Origin of the sequence: Nocardia asiatica NBRC 100129, assembly GCF_000308415.1 — a bacterium.
GTDB classification, from domain to species: Bacteria; Actinomycetota; Actinomycetes; order Mycobacteriales; family Mycobacteriaceae; genus Nocardia; species Nocardia asiatica.
Genome location: NZ_BAFS01000475.1, coordinates 72,122 through 97,010 on the forward strand (window position 1 = coordinate 72,122; position 24,889 = coordinate 97,010).

Here is a 24,889-nt window from a genome sequence, read left to right on the forward strand (position 1 = left end):
GGACGGGCGGGCCGGTCGTCTCCTGATCGCCTCGCCGCGAACCGCACGCCGTCCGGTAGCGGCACGTGCCCGCGTTTCGTCTAGGCGGGCATGGCCGGAACCGGCCCGTCCCGATTTCGAAGGCCGTCGAACACGATCTGCGAGGCGCGCCGCCACGACGGCGAACCGGTGGCCTCCCCGAGCAGCGACAGCGCCCACACCAAGTCGACGACGTCCTCGTCGGTCGCGTCGGCGCGCAGCACGCCTGCCTCCCGGACGCGGGCGAGCACTTCGGACAGGTGCGACATACCGCGCCGGCATGCCTGCGCCAGCTGCGCCGCCGCCGGATGGTCCCCGGTGAACGCCTCGAGCAGCCCGCGATCGGCGGTCAGCCTGCCGAGCAGGTCTTCCACGAAGCCGGTGAACGCCGTCCAGGCGTCCGGCTCGGCCGCCGCGCGGGCGGCGATCTCGTCCACCGCCGCCAGCCGCGCGGGCAGCAGGGCGTCGATGAGGGTGTCGCGGGTCGGGAAATGGTTGTACAGGGTCCCGATGCTGACACCAGCCCGCCGCGCGATCTCCTCCAAGGAACCTTCCAGCCCCTGCTCGGTGAACACCTCGGCCGCCGACTGCAACAACTTCTCCCGGTTGCGGGCGGCGTCTCGGCGCAGCGGTTTTGTCACCCGGTCATTCTACAAAACCTGAGGGCCACCTCGAATTAGTGCTACGGTAGAAAGTCGAGGGGGGCCTCAGATTGAAGGAGCGTGCATGTCACACCCTGGAACAGCACTGATCGTCGGCGTCGGCCCTGGTCTCGGAATGTCGATGGCCCGGCGTTTCGGCCGAGCGGGATTTCGCGTCGCGCTGATCTCGCGCAGCGCCGAGCGGCACGCCGCGTACCTGGCGGACCTGGCGGGGCAGGGCGTCGACGCCACCGCCCATGTCGCCGACGTGACCGACCGGTCGCGGCTCGCCGCGGTACTCGGCGACATCCGCGGGCAGGGGCCGATCGGCATGGTCTACTACGGGCCGGGTCCGACGCAGCAGCCGGTGCCGATCACCGACATCGATTCCGCTACGGCGAAAACCGCGTTCGAGTGGGTCTGGCCCGCGGTCGACGTGGTGAGTGAGGTGTTGCCCGGCATGCTCGAGCGCGGGGAGGGCGCGTTGCTCTTCGCGGGTGGCCTGTCCAGCGTCCGGCCGATGCCGATGCTCGGCCATCTCGCTCTCGCGGCCGCCGCGCTGCGCAACTACGCGCTCACTCTCCACGCGGCGCTGGGGGAGCGCGACCTCTACGCGGGCACCCTCACCATCGGCGGCCTCGTCGAGCGCGGCGACATCCACGCCATGGTCACCGCCGACCCGGCGCGCTTCGGCAGCGCGGAAGGCCACACGCTGGACCCGGACGAGCTGGCCGAGACCGCATGGGACATGTATCGCACCCGCGACCGGGCCGAAGAGATCTTCGACGCCCTCGGCGGGTGATCGCCGGGTTCAGCCGTAGAGAGCGATGAAGCGGTCGAGGGAGCGTTGGATATCTCCCTTGACCGCACGGGCGACGCCGGAGCCGATCGGACCGAACAGCGGCGTGCCGCCGAGTTCGATGTCGACGGTGACCTCCGAACCCGAGCCCTTCGGGGCGACCAGCAGTTGCAGGCCCAGTTTGGTGCCGCCTTTGCCCGCGCCGGTCAATTGCAGGCGGCGCGGCGGTTCGGCGGCGCGCACCGTCCAGGTGACCCGGTTGCGCAGGCCCTTCACCGAGGCGATGCCGACCAGTTGCGTGCCGACGGTCAGTTCGGCGGGTACCTCGCCGCGCCACGCTTCGTGCATGGTCAGCCATTTGTCGAGTTCGGCGAGGTCGGAGGTGTGCGTCCAGGCCTCCTCGGGCGAGATCGGGACATCGACCGAGACCTTCAGCTTTGCCATGGGCGCATGGTATCCGGTACCGGTGGTCCGCCCCGTGGTGAGGGCGGCGGGCGCTCGACGCCGAGGGAGCGAAAGTTCACGTAAACGAATTCGAGCGTGGTCCCGCGGTTTGCATAGCAGCCCAACATTATTGCGTAGCTATGTCGCGATCCCCGGCGCGCATCGTCCCACTTCCGGGAAACCGGAAAGTGTCGGTGGGATCGGCAGAGACTTCGTTGGAATGCTGCTAATGTGCGTTTGGTCGGGTTCTGGTTACCGTTCGGACACGATCCGAGCGGTCGGCGATTACATGTAATCGCCTGTCCTGCGGGCACTGTGCGGTAGGCGCTCTCGGTGAGCGCCGGTGTCGCCGCGGGGTTCCGGTACTCCGACGCGGACCCCACCGACCGGTCCGTTCATGGTCGGCAGGCGAGGGAAGGCGAGCGAAGCAGGATGGCAGTGGGCCGATTCCTCGAGACCAGTCAACGACGAAAGAACTGATGAATCAAGATATCGCCGTGGTGCTTTCATGGATCCTCGCCGCCGCTTTGGTGATCGCCGTAGCGGGGGCGTTGTACGCAGTGCAGTATGCCAGGGCTCAGCGGGCCAAGCTCGAGGCTCTGACCAGGGAACAGCGCGCGACAGAGGACACGCTCGAGCGGTTCGCCGCCACCACGTTACCCGCGGTGGCCGAATCGATCCGCCGGTTCGAGTCGCAGGTTCCCCCGGTCGAAGTACAGGCCGGCATGGAGAATTCACGGCTCGCGCAGATCCTGCGGTGGATCTCCGAGCGGTACGCCGACGATCTGAGCCTGATGCGCTCGGAGACCAGGGACCTGACCAACAACGAAGCCCAGCAGGCGATCAAGGCCGCCGAGGAGGCCGCGCGCAACGAGGTCTCCTCCGCGTCGCGCCAGGCGACCAGCGCCGCGGTCCGCTCGTTCGGCACCTCCGTGGTCAGCCTCGGCGCGGACGTCAGCCAGGTGGTGAGCGCCGCGCTGCGCGAGCATCGCGACGACGCGGTGTACGAGACCCTCACCCGGATCGACCACACCGTGCAGCAGATGATCCGTCAGGCGCAGTCCTACGTGATCGTCTGCGGTGGTCTGCCCGGCCGTCGCTGGCCCGCGCAGACGCTGACCGACGTGGTCGGCGGCGCCATCGGCCGCGTCCGGGAGTACCTGCGGGTGCGGCCCAACCAGCTCGACCGCGTCGTGATCAGCCGCGCGGTGGAACCGCTCGTGCACACGCTGGCGACCTTGCTGGACAACGCGTTGCGGTACTCCCCGCCGACTTCCTATGTGGACGTCAACTTCCAAGAGGGTCATCACGGCGTCACCGTCATCATCGATGACGCGGGCGTGCGGATGAACGCCGAGCAGATGGAGGAGGCCCGCCAGGTGCTCGCGCACGAGCGCCCGGTCGACATCCACCAGCTGGGCCCGTCGCCGAAGGTCGGCTTCCCGGGTATCGCCGCGCTGGCTCGACGCTACGGTTTCACCGTCTACATCGACGGCCCGAACGTCTACGGCGGCATGCGCGCGATGGTCTACATCCCGGAGTCGCTGCTGGTCACCCCGCAGAACGTCCAGGAGGTCGCGCCCGTGACCGAGGCAAAACCGGAGCCGGTCGCGGTTCCCGCGCAGGACGCGCCGAGCGAGCAGCCCGGCGAGGACGAGCTGTCGCTGACGGTGAGCGAGATCACCAGCGGCGGGTTACCCAAGCGGCGACGCCGAACGGTCGCGCTCGCGCCGGTCGGGCCGCGCACCGAACCGGGCCTCGCTCGTCCCGAGGTCGCCGCAGCTTGGCATACCGGCTCCAAGAGCGGCCGCGCTGCCGCAACTGATGACACGGAAGGGATGACATCCTGATGGCCACACCCGTGACCGACAGCAGCAACAAACTGGGCTGGCTACTCGAAGATCTCAGCATCACGGGTGTGCGGTTCGCGGTGTTGCTGTCCGACGACGGCCTGCGGATCGCGCACTCCACGGGGATCGCCCGCGACGAGGCCGAACGCTTCGCCGCCGCGGCCTCCGGCCTGCGCTCGCTGGGCAAGGCGCTCGGTGAGTTCTGTGGCGACTCCGCCAATGGCGTGCGGCAGAACATGACCGAGTACGACCAGGGGATGATCCTGATCACCGCGGCGGGGGAGGGCGCGTTACTCGGCGTCGCGACCACCAACGACATCGACGTGGGGTTGGTCGCGCACCGGATGAACGAGCTGGCCGGCCGGGTCGGTCGCGAGCTGGGCAGCCAGCCGCGCAGGCGCGTAGACGGCAGCGAAATGCCATGATCGAACGCGGCGAGCGAGTCAAAGGTACTGCGCCGCTGGGCAGCACAGAGCCGAGCTGGCGCGAGGTCCCGTCATGAGCAAGCCGCGGCGCGACCCGGATCTGGTCCGGGCCTATGTGCGCACCGGGGGGCGTACGCGTCCCACTCGCGAGCTGGACCTGGTCACTTTGGTCCTGACCGCCAAAGATCCACTTCCCGGCGCGTCGCCCGACGCGCGCCGGGTCATGGCCCTGTGCAGCCGTCGAGGTGCGCTGTCGATCGCGGAGATCGCGGCGTACCTCGATCTGCCGCCGTCCGTCGTGAAGATCGTCGCGTCCGATCTCATGGACGGCGGGCACCTGGTCACCCCCACCCCGGCCGAGTCCCTGCCGGAGATCGCTCTGCTGGAGGAGGTACTCAATGGGCTCCGTGCTCTCGCCGTCTGATCGCGCTGTCGACTACGTGCCGGAGACCGTGACCCGCTCGGTGAAACCGCTGGTGGCCGGCAACTTCGGTGTCGGCAAGACCACGTTCGTGAGCAGCGTCTCGGAGATCAAGCCGCTGCGCACCGAGGAGACCATCACCGAAGCCAGCGTCGGCGTCGACGACATGGCCGGGCTGCCCGGCAAGTCGCAGACCACGGTCGCGATGGACTTCGGCCGCATCACGCTCAGTCCGAAACTGGCGCTCTACCTGTTCGGCACGCCGGGCCAGCAGCGTTTCGTCCCCCTGTGGGAGGAGCTGGCCCGGGGTGCGCTCGGGGCGCTGGTGCTGGTCGACACCCGCCGTATCGAGAAGTCCGACGAGGTCCTGTCGGTGCTCGAGGAACGCGGCGTCCCGTATTCGGTGGCGGTCAACCAGTTCGAAGGCGCGCGGCCCTATCCGCTCGAGGAGGTGCGCGACGCCCTCGACCTGGAACCCGGCACACCGCTGACGTCACTGGACGCGCGTGACCGAGGCACCTGCCTTCGTTCGCTGATCACGCTGGTCGAATTCTTGTTCCACCGTTTGGAGTCTCGCATTTGACAACGCCACAGTCCTCGACCTACCCCGAGAACCTAGCCAGCGGCGCCTGCCCGGTCGCACACGGATCGCCGATCGATACCGACGGTCCCAGGATTCCTCTCTACTCGGAGGAATTCGCGGCCGATCCGCACGGGATCTACCGCAATATGCGCAGGCGCCACGGTTCACTGGTCCCGATCGAACTGTCTCCCGGAGTCCCCGCCACGCTGGTGATCGGTTACCAGGAGGCCGTGCGGATCCTCAACGATCCCGAGCACTTCCCCGCCGATCCGCGCATCTGGCAGAAGAACATTCCCGAGGACTCGCCCATCCGTCCGATGATGGAGTGGTACCCGAACGCGCTGCGCAACAGCGGCGCGGCGCACGCACGCTATCGGGGCGCCTATACCGCGAGCATCGACGCCATCGACCTGCACGAGGTGCACTCGATGGTCGAGCGCATCGCCGTTCCGCTGATCAACAGCTTCTGCACGGAGGGCTCCGCCGACCTGGTGACGCAGTACGCGTTCCCGCTCGTCTTCGAGGTGCTCAACCGGATCGTCGGCTGCTCCACCGAACTCGGTCAGCGGGTGGCGACCGGCATGGCCATGCTCTTCGACACCGTCGAGGCGGCCAGGGGCATGGAGATGCTCTCGGCCGCGCTGATGGAGCTGATCCAGCAGCGCCGCGCGGAGCCGGGCGAGGACGTCACGTCCCGGTTGGCGCACCATTCGGCCAACCTGAACGACGAAGAGATGCTGTCGAACCTGATCAGTCTCTACGGGGCCGGGATCGAGCCGCAGCAGAACCTGATCACCAACACGCTGCTGCTGATGCTCACCGACGACCGTTTCGGCGGTGACATCCTCGGCGGCAGCCTGTCGACGCGCGACGCGCTGGACGAGGTGCTGTTCAACGACCCGCCGATGGCGAACTTCTGCATCACCTACCCGCGCCAGCCCATCCTGATCGACAACACCTGGTTGCCCGCGCACCAGCCGGTGCTGGTCAGCCTCGCCGCCTGCAACAACGACCCGGCGATCCGCGGCGGTGAACGCACGGGCAACCGCTCGCATCTGGCGTGGGCCGTCGGGCCGCACGCCTGTCCGGCGAAGTCCGTGGCGTCGGTGGTCGTCCAAGAAGCCATCGATCAGCTCCTCGACGCGCTCCCAGAGATGCGACTGGCCATTCCCGCGGACGAAGTGGTCTGGCGGCCCGGCCCATTCCACCGGGCGTTGGCGGCCTTGCCGGTCGTCTTCCCCGAGTCCCCTCCGTTGAACATGGTGTAAGGAGAAGCGTCCGATGTCGCAAGAGCCGATTGTCTTGGATCTGACCGGTTCCGATATCCAAGGCGAGGCCGCGCGGCTGCGCGAGCGTGGGCCGGTGGCCCTGGTGGAGTTGCCCGGCGGGGTGCCCGCGTGGTCGATCACCGATGCCGTCGTGCTCAAGAGCTTGTTGGCCGATCCCCGGGTGTCGAAGGATCCTCGGCAGCACTGGGCGGCGTTCATGAACGGCGAGATCACCGAGGAGTGGCCGCTGCACCCGTGGGTGGCGGTCGACAATATGTTCACCGCCTACGGCGCCGAACATCGGCGGCTGCGCAAGCTGGTCGCCCCGGCGTTCACGCATCGCCGCACGGTGGCGCTTCGACCGCGCATCGAAGCGATCACCGCCGAGCTGCTCGACCAGCTCGCGGCGACCCCGCGGGGCACGGCTGTCGACCTGCGCGAGGGCTACGCCTATCCGGTGCCGATCCAGGTCATCACCGAGCTGATGGGTGTGCCCGAGCACTTGGGCCCCGGTGTGCGGAAATGTGTCGACGGATTCTTCGACACCTCGTTCGGGCCGGAGGAGGCGCAGGCCAACTACCTGGAGATGTACCGGCTCATCAGCGAACTCGTGGCCTACCGGCGGGAGACGCCCGGCGACGACATCACGAGCGTGCTGATCGCCAGCCGGGACGAGGAGGACGGCTCGCAGCTGACCGAGAAGGAACTCGTCGACACCCTGATGCTGGTGATCAACGCCGGGCACGAGACGACGGTGAACCTGCTCGATCAGGCCATCTTCGCGTTGCTCACCCGCGCGGACCAGCGTGCCGACGTGGTGGCGGGCCGGCTCGCCTGGTCGGACGTGGTGGAGGAGTCGCTGCGCTTCGAGGCGCCGGTGGCGCACCTGCCGCTGCGCTACGCCGTCGAGGACATCGATATCGCGGGCGCCCGCATCCCCAAGGGGGAGGCGATCCTGGCCTCCTACGTGGCGGCCAACCGCGATCCGAAGGTGCACGGCCCGAACGCGGACGAGTTCGACGTGCGCCGGTCGGTCAAGGATCATCTGGCCTTCGGTTACGGAGCGCATCACTGCCTGGGTGCGCCGCTGGCCCGGTTGGAAGCCGAGATCGCCCTTCCGGCCATCTTCCGGCGCTTCCCGGCCATGCGCCTGGCGGTCGATCCGTCCGAGCTGGGGACCGTACTAAGTTTCATCTCCAACGGTCACTCCGAGCTGCCGGTGTTCCTGGAGGCGGCGGAGTAGTTCCGCCCGACACCTCGATCACACTTGTGGGCATCCGGGGGCGACCTTCCTCGTGTCCGTACTCCGCGACCCGCGTATCCCCTCGGGATACGCGGGCAGAGGTGCTGTGCCGTGGGCGATGTGCGCGCGACTCGCCCGTCGCGCCAACCAGATACACGAGATATGCTCTGCCGCAGTGTATTTCGGCGTAGTGTCGAATTCGTTATGATCGCACGGCGATTCGGCCCCCGAGATCCGGCGGGCGTGTCGTGTGCCCGCCCTGCTCGTCGAACGTTCCGACTTTGGAGTCACGTTTTGACCCACCCACAGTCCCCGGCATCGTCCTCATCCAGCGGCTGCCCGGTCCGGCACGGTTCACCGGTCGGCGCCGACGGCCCACGGGTCGCGCTGTACTCGGAGGATTTCGCGGCGGACCCCCATCGCGCCTATCGGGAGATGCGCCGCCGGTACGGTTCGCTCGTTCCGGTGGAGCTGTCCCCCGGTGTGCCCGCGACGCTCGTGATCGGATATCACACGGCGCTGCGCATCCTGAACGATCCCGACCACTTCCCGGCCGATTCGCGGACTTGGCAGCAGACCGTGCCCAGCGACTGCCCGGTGCTGCCCCTGCTCGAGTGGCGTCCGGCCGCGATCCGCAATTCCGGACTGGAGCACGCCAGATACCGGCAGGCCACCGTGGCGGGCATCGAGGAGATCGACCAGTTCGCGCTGCGCGACACGGTGGAGCGGATCGCCGTTCCGCTGATCAACACCTTCTGCGGCGACGGCTCGGCCGACCTGATCGCGCAATACGCCTTCCCCCTTGCGTTCGCGGTGATCAATGCCATGCTCGGGTGCCCGCCGGAAATCGGCCAGCGGGCTGCGATGGGTCTCGCGGCGATGTTCGAAGGCGTCGAGGCCGAACGGGGCAACGCGATGTTCAACGACGCGATGGCCGACCTGGTGGCGCTCAAACGGTCCCAGCCCGGCGACGACATCGTCTCCCGCATCTTGAGCCACCCGGTCGATTTCGACGACACGGAGATGGTGCAGCAGGTGCTGATGCTGTACGGCGCGGGCATCGAGCCGCAGCAGAACCTGATCATCAACACCCTGCGGCTGATGCTCACCGACCAGCGCTTCGCGGGCGGCATCATCGGTGGCAGCCTGTCGACCCGGGACGCGCTGGACGAGGTGCTGTTCACCGATCCGCCGCTGTCGAATTACTGTGTCACCTTCCCGCGTCAGCCGATCCTCATCGATGGCATCTGGCTACCGGCGCACCAGCCGGTGGTCATCAGCATGGCCGGATGCAACAACGATCCGGCGATCAACACGGGGCAGTACACCGACAACCGGGCTCATCTCGCCTGGAGTGTCGGGCCGCACACTTGTCCGGCCCGATCCGTGGCCTATCTGATCGCCCAGGACGCCATCGACCAGCTGCTCGACGCGTTGCCCGAGATGCGGTTGGCCGTCCCCGCCGAGGAGCTGACGTGGCGGCCGGGCCCGTTCCATCGGTCGCTGACCGCCCTGCCGGTCCGTTTCCCGGAGTCCCCGCCCCTGCCGGTCTTCTCGAACCAGCCGGAGACGAGTTCGGCGTCGTAGCCGGGCTGCGTCCGGCGAATCGCCGACGCCCATGCCGATTCCGAAGGAGGTCGCCGCGCAGAGGTCGTCGCGCACACAGCTGATGAGGGTGTGCGCCGGCCTGTCACCGAATCACACGCAGCACGTCGGCCTGCGCCGTCGCCGGGCGCACCCGCCTGGCGATGCGTTCGTCGAATATTCGTTCCTCTGGAGTTTCGTCTTTTGACCACGCCACACTTCCCACCGTCCGCCGCTGTGAGCGGGTGCCCCGTGCCGCACGGGTCGCCCATCGACACCGGCGGTCCTCGCTACCCGTTGTATTCGCAGGAATACGCGGAGGATCCGCACAGGGCCTACCGTGAGATGCGCCGCAAGTACGGTCCGCTCGTTCCGGTCGAGCTGTCGCCGAATGTGCCCGCCACCTTGGTGATCGGCTACCACACCGCCCTGCGCATCCTCAACGACCCGGATCATTTCCCGGCCGATCCCCGCACCTGGCAGAAGGACATCCCGGGCGAGTGCCCGGTCCTGCCGATGCTGGAATGGCGGCCGAACGCGCTGCGCAGCTCGGGCCTGGAGCATCTGCGCTACCGGCAGGCCAACGTCGCGAGCATCATCGGGGTCGATCTGCACGCGCTGCACGGCACCATCGAGCAGATCGCGATTCCGCTGATCAACGCGTTCTGCCAGGACGGAGCGGCGGATCTGATCAGCCAGTACGCGTTCCCGCTCAGTTTCGCGGTGCTCAACGCCATGATCGGCTGCCCAGCGGACATCGGGCAGCAGGTCGCGACCGGCATGGCCGCCATCTTCGAGGGCGTCAACGCCGACAAGGGCAACGCGATGCTCACCGACGCGCTGTTCGAACTGGTGCAGATGAAGCGCAAGGACCCCGGCGACGACATCACCTCACGGCTGTTGAACCACGCGGCCGGCCTGGACGACGTCGAGATGATCCACCAGCTGGTCACGCTCTACGGCGCGGGCATCGAACCGATGCAGAACCTGATCGTCAACACGCTGCTGCTGATGCTCACCGACGAACGCTTCGCGGGAGATTTCCTGGGCGGGAGCCTTTCGACCCGCGACGCACTCGACGAGGTGTTGTTCAACGACCCGCCGATGGCGAACTATTGCGTCAGCTATCCGAGGCAGCCGATCCTCATCGATGACGTGTGGCTGCCCGCGCATCAGCCGGTCGTGATCAGCATGGCCGGGTGCAACAACGATCCCGCGATCGGGGTCGGTCAACGCACCGACAGCCGCGCGCATCTGGCATGGAGCGTGGGGCCGCACGCCTGCCCCGCCCGATCCGCCGCGTACCTGGTGGTCCAGGACGCGATCGATCAGATCCTGGACGCGTTGCCCGAGCTGCGCTTGGCCGTGGAACCCGGCCAATTGAGCTGGCGGCCCGGCCCGTTCCACCGCGCGCTGGTGTCCCTGCCTGTCGTCTTCCCGAAATCCCCTCCGCTGACCGTCTTCTAAGGAGTCCCTGATGGACACCCAGCCCCTAGTCCTCGACCCGACGGGCGCCGACATCCAGGGTGAGTCCGCGCGCCTCCGTGCGCGCGGGCCGGTGGCCCGAGTCGAGCTGCCCGGCGGCGTACCGGCGTGGTCGGTCACCGACGCCGACGTGCTCAAGCGGTTACTGGCCGATGCCCGGGTCTCGAAGGACGCCAAGCAGCACTGGCCCGCGTTCGTCAACGGAGAGATTCCCCAGGACTGGCCGCTGTTCCTGTGGGTCGCGGTGAACAACATGTTCACCGCGTACGGCGCGGACCATCGCAGGTTGCGCAAGCTGGTGGCACCCGCGTTCACCCACCGCCGCACCCAGGCGATGCGCCCGATGATCGAGCAGATCGCCGCGGACCTGCTCGCCGAACTGGCGGCGACACCGCGGGGAGAGGCGGTGGACCTCAGGGAAGGTTTCGCCTATCCGCTGCCGATCCAGGTCATCAGCGCGCTGATGGGCGTTCCGGAATCCTTGCACGCCGGGCTTCGCAAATGCGTCGACGGCATCTTCGATACTTCGCTCGGGCCCGAGGAGTCGCAGGCGAATTACCTGGAGATGTACCGGATTCTCGGTGAACTCGTCGCCCATCGACGCGAGAGTCCCGGTGACGACATGACCAGCCTGCTCATCTCGCACCGCGACGAGGAGGACGGTTCGCAGCTCACCGAGCAGGAGCTGATCGATACGCTGTTGCTCGTGATCAGCGCCGGGCACGAGACCACGGTGAATCTGCTGGACCAAGCCGTCTTCGCGCTGCTGACCCATCCGCGCCAGCGTGCCGAGGTGACCGAGGGCCGCGCGACCTGGACCGATCTGATCGAGGAGGCGTTGCGCTTCGAGGCGCCGGTGGCCCACCTGCCGCTGCGCTTCGCCGCCGACGACATCGAAATCGACGGTCTGCGCATCGCCAAGGGCGAGCCGATTCTCGCCTCCTACGCCGCGGCCAACCGCGATCCGAAACTGCACGGCGCCACCGCCGACGAGTTCGACGTGCTCCGGGCGAACAAGGAACATCTGGCTTTCGGTTACGGGGCGCATCACTGCCTGGGCGCGCCGCTGGCCCGGTTGGAAGCGGAGATCGCCCTGCCCGCCCTTTTCCGGCGCTTCCCGGACATGCGCCTGGCAGCCGATCCGGCCGAGCTCGGCACCGTGTCCAGCTTCATCTCCAACGGGCACGGCAGGCTGCCCGTGTACCTGGAACCGGCGGACTAGCGGGGGTCGCGCGCCCCCGGTGCGGCCGGGGGCGCGGGGCCGCCGCTCGCAATGTGGCGACCGCCACTATGCGTTTTCAGTGTCGGCGCGGAAGTCGTTGTGGTGGACTATCATCCACGAGATGTGGATCGGAATGAGCTGATCTACACGGCCGTCGCACGGGTGCCCACCCCTGCCGTCGTCGGCGTCTGAGACGACCTGCCGCCGCGGTTGTAGGGTGAGCGCTGCTCGTCCCGGCATGTTTGCGCGACGGTCGCGCGGGCATCCGGGGAAGACGTCGCATCACGCTGGGAGGACCGATGGCTACCGAAGACCGGACCGCAGTGTTCGACGCGGTGGTCGCGGCGGCGGACTATCCCGTGCTGCTGGTCACCGTGCAGGCGGAGGGACGGCGCGCCGGATGTCTGGTCGGCTTCGCGACCCAGGTCAGCATCGAGCCGCGCCGGTTCTTGATCGGCCTGTCCAAGAAGAACCACACCTACCGGGTCGCGCAGCGCGCCGATCGGCTCGCGGTGCATGTGCTCAGCAGCGAACAGCTCTCGCTGGCCCGGCTTTTCGGCGGTGAGACCGGCGACGACATCGACAAGTTCGTGCACTGCGACTGGCACGCCGGCCCCGGGGGCATCCCGGTGCTCAGCACGGTGCCCAGCTGGTTCAGCGCCCGCATCCGCGAGCGGTACGACTTCGGCGATCACGTCGGATTGCTGCTGGAGCCCGAGGACGCCGCCGTGCTGCGGCATCCCGCGCAGACCCTGCACTATCACTCGGTCGCGGATCTGGTTGCGGGTCACACCGTCTGAGGAGGCATTCCGCGCCGATGCCCGCGCGGAAGCCGGTTTCGTGCGTTCGCAAGATCGAAGCGGTCGGCGAAGGCGGACAGCTCGTCGCGGGCGCGCTCCGGGTCGCCCGTGCTCGCGCTCACCACGACACGCGTGACACCCTGGTCGGCCAATCCTTCGGCTCGCTCGACCGGCATGTCGATCGATCCCCAGCGCGTGTAGTCGAACGTCTCGATGCCCCGGCCCGCCGCACCTGCCGCGGCGCGGGCGATCTCCAGCTGGGTGGCGCGTTCGGTCGGCCCGAGCATCCCGCCCGGGAAGAAGCCGTCGCCGCGGGACCCGGCGCGGCGCGCGGCGGCGCGGCTCGATCCGCCGACATGGATCGGCAACGGTTCGCCCCGAAACGGTTTCGGATAGCTGCACAGGTTCTCGAATGCGAAGAACTCCCCGTCGAAGCTCACGCCTTCGGCGTCGCCGGACCACAACAGTCGCAGCACATCGATGGCCTCGTCGGCGCGGCGGCCGCGAGTGGCGAAATCGACGCCGACGGCGCGCGCCTCACCGGGCAGGGTGCCCAAACCGACCGTGAGCAGGCGCATCCGGCCCTTGGACAGCACATCGATGGTCGCCAGGCGTTTGGCCAGCACCACCGGATGGTGATAGGGCAGCAGCAGTACCGCGGTGCCGAGCAGGATCCGGTCGGTCGCGGCGGCCACGAAACTCAGCGCGTCGAGCGGGTCGGCGAACGGGAGCGACGGCGTGATCTCCGTCGGCCCGACCGCGGCGCCCGGGTACAACGCGATGTGCTCGGGCAGGTAGATCGCCTCGAATCCGCAGCGCTCCGCGTGCTGGGCATAGCCGATCAGCCGTTCCGGGTCGACGCCGAAGAACGGGGTGCTGTAGCTGACCGCGAATCTCACCGCGTCTCCTCGATCCGGTCGAACTCGCAGGCCGCCGCGAGGCGGTCGCTCAGATGACGGCGGACGTCCTCCAGCCGTGCCAGATAGGAATCGACCTCGGCCAGCTTGCGCCGCAACGTGGACACCGAGTCGGGGCAGACGTCACCGGAGCCGTTGCCCGCCCGCAGACAGCTGACGAACGGGCGGATGTCGTCGAGGTCGAAGCCCGCGTCGAGCAGTTCGCGGATCTGCGCCACGATCGCCACTTCCGCGTCGTCGTAGGAGCGATACCCGTTGGCTCTCCGGTGCGGCCGCACCAAGCCGTGCTCCTCGTAGTACCGCAGTGCGCGGGCGCTGGTGCCGGCCCGTTGCGCCAATTCGCCGATGCGCATCCGTCCTCCTCGGTGTCACCGCCACGCTAAACCTTCTCGTCGATGTCAAGGCAAGTCGCCGCGGGCACTGCGTACTCTCGGAACGCAAAATCCATCCGGCGGTCGCACCGCCGATTCGCCCCGACCAGAAAGTATTTCGTGACGAACGCGCATTTCTTTCTTCCGGTCCGCGACAGCGAGCGGGAACTGCTCGACCGGGTAGCCGACCTGGCGGCCGGATTCGCCGCCGTGGCAGCCGAGTACGACGAGCGCGCCGAACTCGCCGTCGAGCATCTGGACGCGTTGCACGGCGCGGGGGTGAACCAGGCGGTCCTGCCGGAGCCCGTCGGCGGCACGGGCCTGAGCTACCTGGGACTCGGGCGCCTGGTCCGCATCCTCGCCAAGGCCGATCCGTCCACCGCGACGATCTGGACGATGCACGCCGGGGCCGGTGTGGCGCTGGCGGAATTCACCGCCGAGACATCGGGATCGTTCTTCGCGGACGAATTCCGCGCGGGCAGGCGCTTCGCGAACGCGCTGTCCGAACCGGCCAGCGGCAACCGCTTCCTGCAGCCGCAGCAGGTCGCCGCGCCGATCGAGGGCGGTTGGTCGCTCAGCGGCGCGAAGCGGTTCGTGTCCGGTAGCGAGATCGCCGACTATCTGCTGGTCAACGCGCTCGTGGCGGGCGAGCCCGCCTTCTTCGGCGTGGTACCCGACGACACGGTGTCGATCATTCCGATCTGGGACACGCTCGGCCTGCGCGCGACGCGCAGTCAGCTGCTGGCGTTCGACGACACCGTGCTGCGCGCCGAATACCGCGGTCGCGCGCCGCGTCCGGGCGATTTCGCGGTGATCCCGGCCGGTCTGCCCGCGATCTCGCTCGGGATCGCCGACGCGGCGCTGGACGCGCTGGTGGAGCACGCACGGGCGAGGGAGATTCTCGGCAAGCCCTTGGCGCACCAGCAATGGGTGCAGTACGAGGTCGCGGATGCCCAGACCAGGCTCGCGGCGGCGCACACGCTCTACGAGCAGGCGCTGTGGCAGGCCGACAACGGGATCGCGCTGTTCTTCGACAATCTCTCCCGGGCGAAGTATCTGGCGAACAAGGTGGCGGTCGAGGTGGCGCAGCTCGGCGTCCGGATCGGCGGCGCGTCGGGGTATCTCAAGCGGTCGCCGATCCAGCGTCATCTGCGCGATGCCCAGGCCGGGCAGCTCATGGCGTACTCGACCGAGGTGATCGCCGGTGTGATCGGCCGGGGAGTGCTGGGCGTGCCGGAGCAAGCGTGAACCGTCGGTGCGGAGTGCGGCGCCCGACGAGAATTCCGACATAGCGCGCGAACCGGCCATGACATGTTCACTCGTTGCCGCTACACTCCGCGCCTTGTGAGTACAGCCGCGGTATCCGGACCCCGAAAAGAGCGTTACATCTGGGGCGCGGCGACCATCCTCGGAGTCATCGCCGGATTCGTGTCGGTGCTGTTGGCCGACGCCAGGCACTACTACACCGACGACACCGAGGCGCAGTACGCCCCGATGTGGGTGATGCTCGGAGAGTTGTTGCGCGACGGCCGGTTCCCGGCGCTGGTGCCGCACGAATGGATGGCGGGCAACTACACGCTGGAAGAGGCGGCGCTGTTCAATCCGCCGCAGCTGCTCGTCTATCTCCTGGCGCCGTCGATGGACGATCTGTCCGTCTACGCGACGGCGGTCAAGCTCGTCTTCTCGATCATCGCCGCGCTCGGCGTGTTCCGCATCTGCCTGGCCTACGGCGCTCGTCCCCGGTGGGCGGCGGTCGCGGGTATCGCGTTCCCGCTCAGCGGCTGGTTCCTGTTCTTCGACCAGGCCAGCTGGTTCACACCGCACGTGGCGACCGCGTGGATGGTGCACGCCTGGGCGTCGGCGGTGCAGTACGCCCGCGGCCGCAGCGGACCGCTGCCGGTCTTCGTCTTCCTGTATCTGACGCTCACGGTCCAGTACGCCTTCCCCGCCGTGCAGTCGGCGCTGATCATCCTCGCCGTCGCGGCCGGCGAGGTCGTGTACCAGCGCCGATGGGCGCCGGCGGTACGGCTGTGCCTCGCGGCGGGGTGCGCGGCGCTCACCGCGGCGATCGCGAATCTGTCCGGCATCCTGTCCTCGCAGGTGACCTGGCGCGGCAGCGTGCAGATCCACAACGACCCGTTCCTGACGGTGCCGTGGTCGGAGTCGCTGAACGCGAGCCTGCCGAGCACGACCCCCGCGTTCACCGCCTGGTGGGGGCACGTCCAGCCGCTGCCGATGGTCTACATCGCCTGGTTCCTCATCCCGGCGCTCGCGTTCGTCGACTGGCGCGCCGCGCGCACCGCCGCGCGCGAATTCAGCGGCCTGATCTTCTTCGCGGTGACGGTGCTGATGTGGACGGCCGGGCCCGGGGCCATCGGTCCGCTGCGCTGGCCCGCGCGGGTGTTGCCGATGCTCGCCATCGTGCTGCTCGTGCTGGTCTGCGTCGCGCTGAGCCGCTACGGCGTGTTCGCCGCCTCGCGCCGCCGCGCCACGGCCGCCGCCGTGCTGATTGGGCTGTTGTTCGTACGGTCGGTCTCGGCCGCCCCCGAGCTGGTGTTGCGGCATGTGGCGGGAGCGCTCGCGGTGGGCGCGCTCGGCGCCGCCGCCGTATGGCTGGCCCGCCACCGGGGCGCCGTCGCCGCGTGCGCGATGGCCGTCCTGGCCATGTTCCCCATCGCGTATGCCCAGGTGGCCGGGGCGCCCATGACGCCGATGTCCTACGAGTTCCCGGAGCGGCGCTCGGCGATGCGCGCGGCCTTCCCCGATTTCGACGGCCTGACCCTGCAATTGGCCGACCGCGCCGCCGTGCGCCCCGAGGACCGCAACATCGCGGGCGCGTACGGATCGCTGGCCATCGGCAACTACGCCAAGGCGCTCGGCCTCGACTACGTCAACGCCTATACGCCGATCGGGCACGCCGCCTTCGCCGGCATGCTGTGCATGGCATGGGACGGCAGCACCTGCCCCGACGCGTACCGCCGCGCTTTCGCGACCGAACCCGTCACCGGCGCGCGGATCGTCGACCTGATGAAGGTCGACCGGGTGGTCCTGCATCGCACCCAGTACCCGGATGCCCGCGACCGTCCCGCGCCCGGGGGCTGGCGGTGGGCGGACTATCCGGGACACGAGCGCCACATCTGGGTGCTGGAACGCGCAGATGGGCTCGTGTCCACCCGCGACGGGGCGATCGCGCACACCGTTGGAGTGACCGCCGAATCGAGGAGTTCGCTCGACGACATCACCACCCGCGCCGTGGTCAGCTCGTCCAGCGGCGGGCGCGTCGTGTTCGCCCGGCTCGCCTGGCCCGGGCACCGGGTGACGCTGAACGGCCGCGAGCTGGCGGCAGGCACGATCGGCGGCGTCTTCCTCGCCGTGGACATCCCGGCGGGCACCGACAAGGCGGACCTGCTGGTGGACTGGCGCGCACCCGGCAGCGAGATCGGGATCGGGACCGCCGCGGCCGGACTCATCGGAGTCGGCCTGTTGCAGTGGACATATCACCGGACGCGGCGGCGTGCGACCGACGAACCGTCCGAACCGTCCGAACCTCAGCAGCCCGTGGCGGCCCAGCCGGAACTGGCGACCGTGCGGGCGTGAGCTCCGCGGATTCAGCGCGTGTGCGGCTCCGGCGTGGGGTGGTGCTCGAGCAGGAACGCCGACATCGCCTCGGCGACCGCGGCGGGCTGGTCGAGCATGGAAAGAACGTAGGCGTCATCGATTTCGACCAGCCGGGCCCTGGGAATCAGTTCGGCGAGCCTGCGGCCGTGCTCACGCGGCATCACCTTGCCCGCCGACGACCACAGGATCAGCGCGTCACCCTGGAACTCGCGCAGCGCCTCGGTGTTCGCGATCAGTTCCGGCTTGCGGAAGCCGGACTTGGTGTAGGCGAGCAGGTCCCGCCGGATACGGGCATCCCGCAGTCCCGGCTCGGTCCAGCCGTGCACCAGCGCGTCGGGCAGCGGGCGCCGCGCCATCCAGCCGAACAGCAGCGGCGAGCGGCGCAGCCACCGAACGCGTAACTGCCGCAGCGCCAGCGAGATTCCGCCGGGGAGATAGGTGGCGACGGTGGCCATCTTGCCCGGCAGGCCGGGCGGGAAATTGTCGAACGCCTCGCACGGCAGCACGATCAGCCTGCCGACGCGTTCGTCCAGTCCGTAGGCGGTGAGGAACAGCGCGCCGCCCCAATCGCTGTGCACCAGTGTCACCTCGCGCAGGTCCAGTGCGGTCAGGAAGTCCGCGACCAGCTGATTCAGGCCGCGCATGCTCAAGTCGACGCCGGGGCGCAGCGGTAGGGGATGTGCGCCGAGCGGCAGGTCCGGCAGCAGGTACCGGAAGCCGGCGGGAAGGGCGTCGAGTACCTCGTTCCATTGCGTGTGGTTCATCAGCAGGCCGTGCAACAGGACGACCGGGGGTCCTTCGCCGCGCTCGGCGTAGTGCACCCGGCCCGCGGGGAGTTCGACTACAGGCATGTCCGCCTCCATTCGAGCGATCGCTCTAGAGTATTTGCTCTAGTCTGGGATGGTGACCGAGAGAATGTCAACCAGCACCCGGGAACGTCTCGTCACCGCGATGGCCGAATTGATGCGCACGCAGGGCTACGCGGGAACGAGCGTGAAGCAGATCACCGTGGCCGCCCGCGCGCCGATGGGCTCGCTCTACCACCACTTCCCCGAAGGCAAACCGCAGATCGCCGCCGCGGCGCTGCGCACATCCGGAGCCGCCTACATCCAGTTGCTGCCCCTGCTCCTCGATCCGCACGACGACCTGCGCGAAGCGGTCCCCGCCGCGTTCGCGGCCGCCGCCGAGCAGATCGAACAGACCGGCTGGCTCAACATGTGCCCGGTGGGCACCGTCGCGGGTGAGGTCGCCGACAGCGAACCCGTGCTGCGCGAAGTCGCGGCCGAGGTCATCACGGCCTGGATCGAAGAGGGTACCGGCTATTTCGTCCGCCGCGGCCTGCCCGCTGCGCGGGCCCGCGAACTCATCCTCGCCGTCCTCGCCGCTCTGGAGGGCGCTTTCGTCCTCAGTCGCACCCTCCGTTCGACCGAACCTTTGCTCGCGGCAGGCCGGTCGCTGCGGGCCCGCATCGAGGAAGTACTGGCCGGAGTTCGCGGATAGTGGTCACTCGGCGAGTGAACGTCCGCTCGTCCGCAGTGTTTCGCGCAGGATGCGAACGGCTTTCGGGCCGACGCCGTGCATCGCGAGCAGTCGCGCCTCGGTGCATTCGGCGACCTGCGCGAGAGTGGTGATGCCGACGGCCGCCAGCGCCCGCCGCGCGGGATTCCCGATGGCCGCGGGCAAGTCGCCCACTGCGACGTCCGCGGTTTCCGCCGCGATCATCGGTGCCGCGAGCCGTTTCGGCGCGCGCGAAAGCCAGGCGCGGCGCACCCAGTGGTTGAGCTGCTGGCCGTTGATGTCGGAGAGCGGGATACCGACGCCGATCGACGTCGCGCCGCGCGTCAGCCGCTCCGCACCGGGATGCGCCGCGAGTACCTCCCGCGCGTCCGCGTCGGACAGGTACAGCCGCACGTGCCGGTCCTCCAGCGCCGCGAACTGCCTGTCGCGCACGGCGAACGAGACGACGCCGGGGCTGGTTCGCTGTTCGACGGCCTCGGGCAGCGAGAGCGCGGTCTTGCGTAGCTGGGCGCGGGTTGTCATGGGCTCACTCTGGCACGTTCCGACCTGGTGACCCGATCGCGCTCCGGATGATGATCGGCCGTTCCCGGGCGAACTGCCCCCGCGCCCGGCCTCGTGCTCAGTGCTTGCCGAGCGCCTCGGTGCGGATCAGTTCGAGCAGACCGGGGTTGTCCGACGTCGTGACGACGCTGACGGTCTGGCGTATGTGGCCGCCGTCCTCGGCGAGTCGTAGCAGGCAGGCGGCCAGGTCCGCGCGGGAGGTGAAACGGCCTTCGACCACGGTGTAATCGGTGACCGTGGAGGAGGTGTAGAGGCCGCTGGGGCGCACTATCGTCCAGTCGAGTTCGGTCGTGGTGAGCAGTGATTCCATAGCGCGCATGTCGTCGTACAACGTTTTACCCATCACTCGGGTGAGGTACGGCTGAAGGACTCGGTTGAACAGGAAGCCCGCGTCCGCGTACGGCCGGGGGTCCACGGCACTCGACGACACGACCGCGAGACGGCGTATGTCGTACCGGCGCATCGCGGCCACGATATTGGCCGTGCCGGCCGAGTACGTCGTGATCGGGTGCTTGCTGTAGGGGACGCCCAAGGTGGACAACACCGCGTCGCCGCCCGCGACCGCCGCCTCCACCGAGGGAAGGGAGAAGACGTCGCCCTCGAGCGTGGTCAATCGATCGTGCGCCAGCGGGAATTCCGCCGGCCTGCGGGTGACGGCGACCACGTCGTGGCCTGCGGTCAGAGCGTGCGAGGTGAGCAGGCGACCGGTGGGGCCGTTTGCTCCAAAAATTATGAGACGCATGGGAATTCCTTCGGGTTCGTCAATGCGGGGTGGGGCCGAGAATGTCGACACCGTGCCGGGCAGCCGCGGTGACGAGCAGCGCGAAGTCGGGCGGCCCGGGCGGCGCCGGAGGCAGGGTGAGCGTTTCGGCCGGTGTGCCGGTGGCGGTGAACCATCGCTCGAATCCGCCGGGGGTGATCACCGTGAGGAACTGGCATACCTGCGACTCCACGCGATAGGCGTGCGGTACTCCGCGAGGAGCGAACAAGGTGGTGCCGGCCGGAAGGCGGAACCAGCGCCCGGCGATATGGACGGACAGTTCGCCGTTCAGGACGACGAAGACCTCGTCTTCGTTTTCGTGGCGGTGCAATGGAGCGGCAGTCCCGAGACGGCAGGTGTGCCTGGTGACGGCGAGGGCACCGCCGGTTTGTTCGGCCGTGGCATCGAATTCGATCAGGGACCCGAGGTGCCGGATCGCGCGGTGGGCATTGTCGCCGGAGCGAACGGGGGACCAGGTCATGACCATGCCGCCCGGTGATCGGTGACCCAGGCCGGGTAGGGGCGCGGCGGACGCCCGAGGATCGCGGCCACCTCGCCGGTGACCACGGGCGTCCGTTCCAGTTCGCGGGCGTAGCGTTCCAGGAGAGCGTGCGCGAACCCTTCGCCGAGACCGTGCTCGATCATTCCGCGAGCGGCGGTGGGGGCCGGAATCTCCTGGTAGCGCAAGGGTCTGCCGAGCGTCTCGCCGATCGCCGCGACCATGCGCTCCAGGGACACCGCCTCCGGACCTGTGATCGGAATACGTCGGCCGAGCAAGGTCGCATCCGACATGGCGTGCGCGAGGACCTCCGCGACGTCGCGTTCGTGGATGACCGCTTCGGCGAAGGACGCGTAGGGGCCGTAGACGACGTCGCCCCGGGCGATCTGGTCGCGCCACATCGCGAGACTGTTCATGGCGAACGAACTCGGGCGGATGCTCACCCACGGCAGTCCGCTGGCGATCACGGCGCGTTCGACCTCGGTGTTGCGGTCGCCGTTGCAGCGCGAGGGTTGCTGCGCGAATTCGTCGTCGGCATTGATCGCCGACATGACGACCACCCGTTCGACACCGCGGGCAGCCGCGAGGTCGAGCAGTTCGCCGACGTTGTCCTTGGCGGCTCGCGGGTGGACGAACAGGCATTCCACTCCCGTCATGGCGACCTCGGCCTGCTCGGGCGCCACCACCTCCACGCTGTCGGGGAGCCCGTCGCCGGATCGGCGGGACAGCGCTCGGACGGGCCGCCCCTCGGCGACCAATGCGTGCACGAGTGGGCGGCCGACGGTTCCTGTCGCGCCGGTGACCAGGTACATGACAACTCCTTCTTGATCCAGATATTACGAAACTCATATTACATAGTTTGAAGGTCGTTTCATATGACTTTCGTAACACCTGGATGCGCGCCGCTCCGGAGGTCTTGACCGGCTGACTGTCCTTCTTCGCTCGCCGCTGATCCATGAGCCGAGATCTCCGGGCTATGGCACGACGGGATGATCGGCCCCGGCGGCGCGTCCGGGAAGCCCGGGAATCGGGCGACGTATGATATGAAACTCATACAAAGGCGGGAGGGATCACAACGTGGGCGCAGCTACCGGCAAATCGGCCGAGCGGCAGCATCGCCGGCTGTCCACCGCGGTCAAAGACGCGCTGCGCGAGCTGAACGGTCAACTCGCCGTGCTGAACCGCCGCTTCGGCGGCAAGGTGGAACTGCGGGACGCCGACTGGACCTGCCTGGATCTGATCAATCGGCACGGCCCGCTGACCCCGAGCGCGCTGGCCCGCCGCGCCGCCCTGCATCCGGCCACGCTGACCGGCATCCTGGACAGATTGGAGCGCGGCGGCTGGATCGCGCGCGAGCGAGACCCGGCCGCGGGCGACCGGCGCGCGGTCACCATAGTCCCGCTGCGCGAGCGTAACCAGGAGCTTTACGGGTTGTTCGCCGGAATGAACGGACGCATGGACGATCTCTGCGCCGGTTACAGCGACGCCGAACTCGAACTCATCGCGGAATTCCTACGCCGCGTCGCCGCCGCGGGCCACGAGTCGGCCGAAGAACTAGCCGACCCCTAGCTCACGACCCCCCACCCCGGAGGCGAACTCCCGCCATCGCCAAGGGCCGCCCGCGTCGCGAGCCAGCGGCGGGGAGTCTTCTCCCGCTCCCGCCCGCATGCCGGAGAGCAGTTCCCGGAGGGCGTCGACCGCGGTGAACTGCGGTGTCCAACCCAGTTCGGCCCGCGCGCGGCCGGTGTCCAGGATGGGCAGACGCATCACCGCGTCGAAGAGGTCCGGCGCCGCGGGCAAGGTGCGCGCATGCCATCCCACGGCGAGGGCGGCGCGGACGAGCGCGGGCGGCACGGTCACCACGCGAGCTTCGAACACTTCGGCCAACCGGGCGCCGTCGATCACCGGCTCGGCGGCGATGTTGAACGGCCCGCGGGCGTCGGTCGTGATCGCGAGTGTGTAGGCACGGCCGATGTCGGCGCTGTGCACCGCCTGGAAGCGCAGGCCGCGCGGAATCGGCAGGATCGGCGGAAAGCCGGGCCGCAGCAATCGGTTCGGCAGCAGCGGGCCGGCGAACAGACGCCGCTGCTGGCTGGCGGTCTCCCGGCGGAAGATGAACCCCGGGCGCATGCGAACCACCCGGTGTTCGGGGTGCTCGGCCTCGAATCGATCGAAAAGCCGCTCGACGTAAGCCTTCTCGCGCGTGTACGCGGCAGGCGGCCATCCGTCGGTCGGCCAGCTCTCCGGCACCGGCTCGTCGTCGTGGCACGGGGAGTAGGCGCCGACCGACGAGGCGTAGACCAGAGCGGGCACCTGCGCCGCGGACACGGCGCGCAGCACCCGTTCGGTGCCGCCGACATTCGCGCGCCAAGTGACCAAGGGCTGATGGGTGGGCTGGAACAGCCATGCCAAGTGCACGACGACGTCCGCCCCGTGGAAGTGGGATTCCAGATCGTCGGTCCGCACGTCCGCGCGCGCCCACTCGACGCCGTCACAGGGTTTGCCCGGCACGCGCCGCGCGATCCCCACGATCGAGTCGACTCCCGCTTCGGCCGACAGCGTCTCCAGGACGCTCGTCCCCACGTTTCCGGTGGCACCGACCACAACGACGCGCATATCCGCTCCTTGGCTCGGGGGAGGGTGGCCATCGGGCGCACCCTCCGCCGGGAATCGCCGGGAAATGTCAGATGTCGGACTTGGCGAGGCGCTGGGACAGCAGCTCTTTCCCGAGCCGGCCGCCCTTGCGGCTATCGGCCTGCGCCTTGCGGAAGAACTCCACCAGCTCGCTGTCGCCGTCCCGCTCCGCGTCCTGGATGAACGTATCCAGACGCAACGCGTTCTCCAGGGACGCCTCGACGAACCAGATCAGGTTGTAATCCTTGTCCCTGGTACCGGTGATGCCACCGGTTTCCTGCTGCTCGGCCATCTCCACTCCTTTCGCTGTTGGTCTTCGACCGGCGCACGGCTTCAGTCCCGCCCGAGCGCGTGCGCCAGCTCCTTCTTCGTCATCTTCGAGCGGCCTTCGACATTGCGTTTCTTGGCCTCGTTGTACAGCTGGTCGCGGGTGGGCCCCTGCGCGCCGCTGTGCGAACGCTGCCCGCCGCGCTGCTGCGGAGACTTGTCTTTCGTCGAGGTCTTGCTCGCGGTCTTGGACTGCCCGGATTGGGCGCGGTTCTTGTTCACCGTGCGAGCGGCGATCTCCTTCGCGCGTCCGGTGCTCGCGCCACGGGACTGCGCCGAATCCTTGACGTGCTCGTACTGGCGTTCTTGCTTGTCCGTCCAAGCTTTTGGCATGTCATCACCTCCTGTGTTCTCGGCTTACCCCGCAAATCCCCGCACAATCCGGCTCCGTCGTCTGACGCCATGCGGCGCGCTCCGAGCCGAATGCCCGATGCGTCGGGCGGGCAGCAGCTGCTTCACGGCGCGCTGCTCAGCAATTGCTGGGGGCAGGCTCGCCGCGAACCCGGCCTTCGAGCCAGGCCGCCACGGCGGGGGCGCCCATGGCGGCCGCGGACAGATGGTCGAAGGCCTGCACGTGCACTACCTGCAACGGCACGCCGGCTCCGCACCAGCGGCGTGCGGTGTTGTCGATGGCTTGGATCGGGATCAGGGGATCGCTCGGTGAATGCCATTCGAAGATCGGGGTTGCGGGAGCGCCGTCGTAGAGCTCCACACTGTTCTCTTCCACCACGTCCCATGCGCCGGGCATGTCGAACACCGAGGTGCTGTCCACGAAATCGCGCGCGCTGCCGCCCGCGCCGATGGCGAGGATGTCGTTGGTGCAGCTGTTGGCCATGGCGTCACGAAGCGCGCGGCCGCGCTCGTTGAGATTCGTGCTGATCGGCACCCGGTCCGGGTACTC

General features: G+C 68.6%; 28 protein-coding genes. 15 read left to right on the forward strand and 13 right to left on the reverse strand.

What is annotated here, in order from left to right:
* Nucleotides 1-80: 80 nt before the first annotated feature.
* Nucleotides 81-659, reverse strand: coding sequence for a TetR/AcrR family transcriptional regulator (locus ON27_RS39425; RefSeq protein WP_043739316.1), 579 nt, complete (start codon nucleotides 657-659; stop codon nucleotides 81-83).
* A gap of 85 nt (nucleotides 660-744) precedes the next feature.
* On the opposite strand from ON27_RS39425, the gene ON27_RS39430 reads away from it, so the two are divergent.
* Complete coding sequence (locus ON27_RS39430; RefSeq protein WP_043739319.1) at nucleotides 745-1,461, forward strand: SDR family NAD(P)-dependent oxidoreductase; 717 nt, start codon at nucleotides 745-747, stop codon at nucleotides 1,459-1,461.
* A gap of 9 nt (nucleotides 1,462-1,470) precedes the next feature.
* Here the strand turns inward: ON27_RS39430 and ON27_RS39435 are convergent, their stop codons facing one another.
* Nucleotides 1,471-1,902: a type II toxin-antitoxin system Rv0910 family toxin gene (locus ON27_RS39435; RefSeq protein ID WP_043739322.1), complete on the reverse strand. Its 432-nt coding sequence runs from the start codon at nucleotides 1,900-1,902 to the stop codon at nucleotides 1,471-1,473.
* Nucleotides 1,903-2,399: 497 nt separating this feature from the next.
* On the opposite strand from ON27_RS39435, the gene ON27_RS39440 reads away from it, so the two are divergent.
* The 10 genes from ON27_RS39440 to ON27_RS39485 all read left to right on the forward strand — a co-directional run bounded on the left by ON27_RS39440 (nucleotide 2,400) and on the right by ON27_RS39485 (nucleotide 12,783).
* Nucleotides 2,400-3,752, forward strand: coding sequence for an ATP-binding protein (locus ON27_RS39440; protein WP_245560569.1), 1,353 nt, complete (start codon nucleotides 2,400-2,402; stop codon nucleotides 3,750-3,752).
* The gene (locus ON27_RS39445) at nucleotides 3,752-4,177 is read left to right on the forward strand and encodes a roadblock/LC7 domain-containing protein (protein ID WP_043739327.1); all 426 of its coding nucleotides are present in this window, start codon (nucleotides 3,752-3,754) and stop codon (nucleotides 4,175-4,177) included. The genes ON27_RS39440 and ON27_RS39445 overlap by 1 nt, the downstream gene beginning before the upstream one ends.
* Before the next feature lie 73 nt (nucleotides 4,178-4,250).
* A complete protein-coding gene (locus ON27_RS39450) occupies nucleotides 4,251-4,601 on the forward strand; it encodes a DUF742 domain-containing protein (protein WP_039805398.1) in 351 nt (116 codons plus the stop codon).
* Complete coding sequence (locus ON27_RS39455; protein ID WP_043739330.1) at nucleotides 4,576-5,181, forward strand: GTP-binding protein; 606 nt, start codon at nucleotides 4,576-4,578, stop codon at nucleotides 5,179-5,181. The genes ON27_RS39450 and ON27_RS39455 overlap by 26 nt, the downstream gene beginning before the upstream one ends.
* Entirely contained in the window at nucleotides 5,178-6,449 is a 1,272-nt protein-coding gene (locus ON27_RS39460; protein WP_043739333.1) for a cytochrome P450, read from the forward strand. Before ON27_RS39455 ends, ON27_RS39460 begins: the two co-directional genes overlap by 4 nt.
* A gap of 13 nt (nucleotides 6,450-6,462) precedes the next feature.
* Nucleotides 6,463-7,692: a cytochrome P450 family protein gene (locus tag ON27_RS39465; RefSeq protein WP_043739335.1), complete on the forward strand. Its 1,230-nt coding sequence runs from the start codon at nucleotides 6,463-6,465 to the stop codon at nucleotides 7,690-7,692.
* Between the two features lie 294 nt (nucleotides 7,693-7,986).
* Entirely contained in the window at nucleotides 7,987-9,279 is a 1,293-nt protein-coding gene (locus tag ON27_RS39470) for a cytochrome P450 (RefSeq protein ID WP_043739337.1), read from the forward strand.
* A gap of 201 nt (nucleotides 9,280-9,480) precedes the next feature.
* Nucleotides 9,481-10,743 (forward strand): cytochrome P450, encoded by a 1,263-nt coding sequence (locus tag ON27_RS39475; RefSeq protein WP_043739340.1) that lies wholly within the window; start codon nucleotides 9,481-9,483, stop codon nucleotides 10,741-10,743.
* Between the two features lie 10 nt (nucleotides 10,744-10,753).
* Entirely contained in the window at nucleotides 10,754-11,983 is a 1,230-nt protein-coding gene (locus ON27_RS39480) for a cytochrome P450 family protein (RefSeq protein WP_043739343.1), read from the forward strand.
* 299 nt (nucleotides 11,984-12,282) lie between these two features.
* Nucleotides 12,283-12,783 carry a flavin reductase family protein gene (locus tag ON27_RS39485; protein ID WP_043739345.1) on the forward strand — a complete coding sequence of 167 codons (501 nt, stop codon included), beginning with the start codon at nucleotides 12,283-12,285 and terminating at the stop codon, nucleotides 12,781-12,783.
* On the opposite strand, the gene ON27_RS39490 is transcribed toward ON27_RS39485, so the two are convergent.
* Together ON27_RS39490 and ON27_RS39495 are read right to left on the reverse strand one after the other, a co-directional pair.
* On the reverse strand, nucleotides 12,771-13,682 hold the full coding sequence (locus tag ON27_RS39490; protein WP_043739348.1) for a TIGR03619 family F420-dependent LLM class oxidoreductase: 912 nt from the start codon (nucleotides 13,680-13,682) through the stop codon (nucleotides 12,771-12,773). The genes ON27_RS39485 and ON27_RS39490 overlap by 13 nt on opposite strands.
* Nucleotides 13,679-14,053 carry a MerR family transcriptional regulator gene (locus ON27_RS39495; RefSeq protein WP_043739350.1) on the reverse strand — a complete coding sequence of 125 codons (375 nt, stop codon included), beginning with the start codon at nucleotides 14,051-14,053 and terminating at the stop codon, nucleotides 13,679-13,681. Before ON27_RS39495 ends, ON27_RS39490 begins: the two co-directional genes overlap by 4 nt.
* Nucleotides 14,054-14,191: 138 nt before the next feature.
* Between ON27_RS39495 and ON27_RS39500 the strand changes: the two genes are divergently transcribed.
* Both ON27_RS39500 and ON27_RS39505 read left to right on the forward strand, forming a co-directional pair.
* Nucleotides 14,192-15,319: an acyl-CoA dehydrogenase family protein gene (locus tag ON27_RS39500; protein WP_051047599.1), complete on the forward strand. Its 1,128-nt coding sequence runs from the start codon at nucleotides 14,192-14,194 to the stop codon at nucleotides 15,317-15,319.
* 96 nt (nucleotides 15,320-15,415) lie between these two features.
* A complete protein-coding gene (locus ON27_RS39505; RefSeq protein WP_051047600.1) occupies nucleotides 15,416-17,668 on the forward strand; it encodes a hypothetical protein in 2,253 nt (750 codons plus the stop codon).
* A gap of 11 nt (nucleotides 17,669-17,679) precedes the next feature.
* Here the strand turns inward: ON27_RS39505 and ON27_RS39510 are convergent, their stop codons facing one another.
* The gene (locus ON27_RS39510; protein WP_043739408.1) at nucleotides 17,680-18,540 is read right to left on the reverse strand and encodes an alpha/beta fold hydrolase; all 861 of its coding nucleotides are present in this window, start codon (nucleotides 18,538-18,540) and stop codon (nucleotides 17,680-17,682) included.
* 64 nt (nucleotides 18,541-18,604) lie between these two features.
* Here ON27_RS39510 and ON27_RS39515 point away from each other — a divergent pair, with 64 nt between their 5' ends.
* Complete coding sequence (locus tag ON27_RS39515) at nucleotides 18,605-19,189, forward strand: TetR/AcrR family transcriptional regulator (protein WP_043739411.1); 585 nt, start codon at nucleotides 18,605-18,607, stop codon at nucleotides 19,187-19,189.
* A gap of 3 nt (nucleotides 19,190-19,192) precedes the next feature.
* On the opposite strand, the gene ON27_RS45550 is transcribed toward ON27_RS39515, so the two are convergent.
* From ON27_RS45550 to ON27_RS39535, 4 genes are all read right to left on the reverse strand, one after another.
* A complete protein-coding gene (locus ON27_RS45550; protein WP_043739351.1) occupies nucleotides 19,193-19,729 on the reverse strand; it encodes a helix-hairpin-helix domain-containing protein in 537 nt (178 codons plus the stop codon).
* Between the two features lie 97 nt (nucleotides 19,730-19,826).
* Nucleotides 19,827-20,510 carry an NAD(P)-dependent oxidoreductase gene (locus tag ON27_RS39525; RefSeq protein ID WP_043739353.1) on the reverse strand — a complete coding sequence of 228 codons (684 nt, stop codon included), beginning with the start codon at nucleotides 20,508-20,510 and terminating at the stop codon, nucleotides 19,827-19,829.
* 19 nt (nucleotides 20,511-20,529) lie between these two features.
* On the reverse strand, nucleotides 20,530-21,009 hold the full coding sequence (locus ON27_RS39530; RefSeq protein WP_051047602.1) for a cupin domain-containing protein: 480 nt from the start codon (nucleotides 21,007-21,009) through the stop codon (nucleotides 20,530-20,532).
* A complete protein-coding gene (locus ON27_RS39535; RefSeq protein ID WP_043739355.1) occupies nucleotides 21,006-21,839 on the reverse strand; it encodes an NAD(P)H-binding protein in 834 nt (277 codons plus the stop codon). The genes ON27_RS39530 and ON27_RS39535 overlap by 4 nt, the downstream gene beginning before the upstream one ends.
* Nucleotides 21,840-22,104: 265 nt before the next feature.
* Between ON27_RS39535 and ON27_RS39540 the strand changes: the two genes are divergently transcribed.
* Nucleotides 22,105-22,596, forward strand: coding sequence for a MarR family transcriptional regulator (locus ON27_RS39540; RefSeq protein ID WP_051047603.1), 492 nt, complete (start codon nucleotides 22,105-22,107; stop codon nucleotides 22,594-22,596).
* Here the strand turns inward: ON27_RS39540 and ON27_RS39545 are convergent.
* The 4 genes from ON27_RS39545 to ON27_RS39560 all read right to left on the reverse strand — a co-directional run.
* Nucleotides 22,582-23,643: an NAD-dependent epimerase/dehydratase family protein gene (locus ON27_RS39545; protein WP_043739357.1), complete on the reverse strand. Its 1,062-nt coding sequence runs from the start codon at nucleotides 23,641-23,643 to the stop codon at nucleotides 22,582-22,584. The genes ON27_RS39540 and ON27_RS39545 overlap by 15 nt on opposite strands.
* A 67-nt stretch (nucleotides 23,644-23,710) precedes the next feature.
* Entirely contained in the window at nucleotides 23,711-23,953 is a 243-nt protein-coding gene (locus tag ON27_RS39550) for a hypothetical protein (protein WP_043739418.1), read from the reverse strand.
* A gap of 41 nt (nucleotides 23,954-23,994) precedes the next feature.
* Complete coding sequence (locus tag ON27_RS39555) at nucleotides 23,995-24,321, reverse strand: hypothetical protein (protein ID WP_043739359.1); 327 nt, start codon at nucleotides 24,319-24,321, stop codon at nucleotides 23,995-23,997.
* 136 nt (nucleotides 24,322-24,457) lie between these two features.
* Nucleotides 24,458-24,889: lipase family protein (locus ON27_RS39560; RefSeq protein WP_043739420.1), on the reverse strand; the 432-nt coding region annotated here is incomplete at its 5' end.

Excerpts from the sequence above, each read along its gene's own strand:
- ON27_RS39515 (WP_043739411.1), top strand. The coding sequence starts at position 18,605 with ATGTCAACCAGCACCCGGGAACGTCTCGTCACCGCGATGGCCGAATTG.
- ON27_RS39435 (WP_043739322.1), bottom strand. The coding sequence starts at position 1,902 with ATGGCAAAGCTGAAGGTCTCGGTCGATGTCCCGATCTCGCCCGAGGAG.
- ON27_RS39510 (WP_043739408.1), bottom strand. The coding sequence starts at position 18,540 with ATGCCTGTAGTCGAACTCCCCGCGGGCCGGGTGCACTACGCCGAGCGC.
- ON27_RS39430 (WP_043739319.1), top strand. The coding sequence starts at position 745 with ATGTCACACCCTGGAACAGCACTGATCGTCGGCGTCGGCCCTGGTCTC.
- ON27_RS39535 (WP_043739355.1), bottom strand. The coding sequence starts at position 21,839 with ATGTACCTGGTCACCGGCGCGACAGGAACCGTCGGCCGCCCACTCGTG.
- ON27_RS39525 (WP_043739353.1), bottom strand. The coding sequence starts at position 20,510 with ATGCGTCTCATAATTTTTGGAGCAAACGGCCCCACCGGTCGCCTGCTC.
- ON27_RS39480 (WP_043739343.1), top strand. The coding sequence starts at position 10,754 with ATGGACACCCAGCCCCTAGTCCTCGACCCGACGGGCGCCGACATCCAG.
- ON27_RS39495 (WP_043739350.1), bottom strand. The coding sequence starts at position 14,053 with ATGCGCATCGGCGAATTGGCGCAACGGGCCGGCACCAGCGCCCGCGCA.
- ON27_RS45550 (WP_043739351.1), bottom strand. The coding sequence starts at position 19,729 with ATGACAACCCGCGCCCAGCTACGCAAGACCGCGCTCTCGCTGCCCGAG.
- ON27_RS39545 (WP_043739357.1), bottom strand. The coding sequence starts at position 23,643 with ATGCGCGTCGTTGTGGTCGGTGCCACCGGAAACGTGGGGACGAGCGTC.
- ON27_RS39530 (WP_051047602.1), bottom strand. The coding sequence starts at position 21,009 with ATGACCTGGTCCCCCGTTCGCTCCGGCGACAATGCCCACCGCGCGATC.
- ON27_RS39550 (WP_043739418.1), bottom strand. The coding sequence starts at position 23,953 with ATGGCCGAGCAGCAGGAAACCGGTGGCATCACCGGTACCAGGGACAAG.
- ON27_RS39450 (WP_039805398.1), top strand. The coding sequence starts at position 4,251 with ATGAGCAAGCCGCGGCGCGACCCGGATCTGGTCCGGGCCTATGTGCGC.
- ON27_RS39445 (WP_043739327.1), top strand. The coding sequence starts at position 3,752 with ATGGCCACACCCGTGACCGACAGCAGCAACAAACTGGGCTGGCTACTC.
- ON27_RS39465 (WP_043739335.1), top strand. The coding sequence starts at position 6,463 with ATGTCGCAAGAGCCGATTGTCTTGGATCTGACCGGTTCCGATATCCAA.
- ON27_RS39485 (WP_043739345.1), top strand. The coding sequence starts at position 12,283 with ATGGCTACCGAAGACCGGACCGCAGTGTTCGACGCGGTGGTCGCGGCG.
- ON27_RS39455 (WP_043739330.1), top strand. The coding sequence starts at position 4,576 with ATGGGCTCCGTGCTCTCGCCGTCTGATCGCGCTGTCGACTACGTGCCG.
- ON27_RS39555 (WP_043739359.1), bottom strand. The coding sequence starts at position 24,321 with ATGCCAAAAGCTTGGACGGACAAGCAAGAACGCCAGTACGAGCACGTC.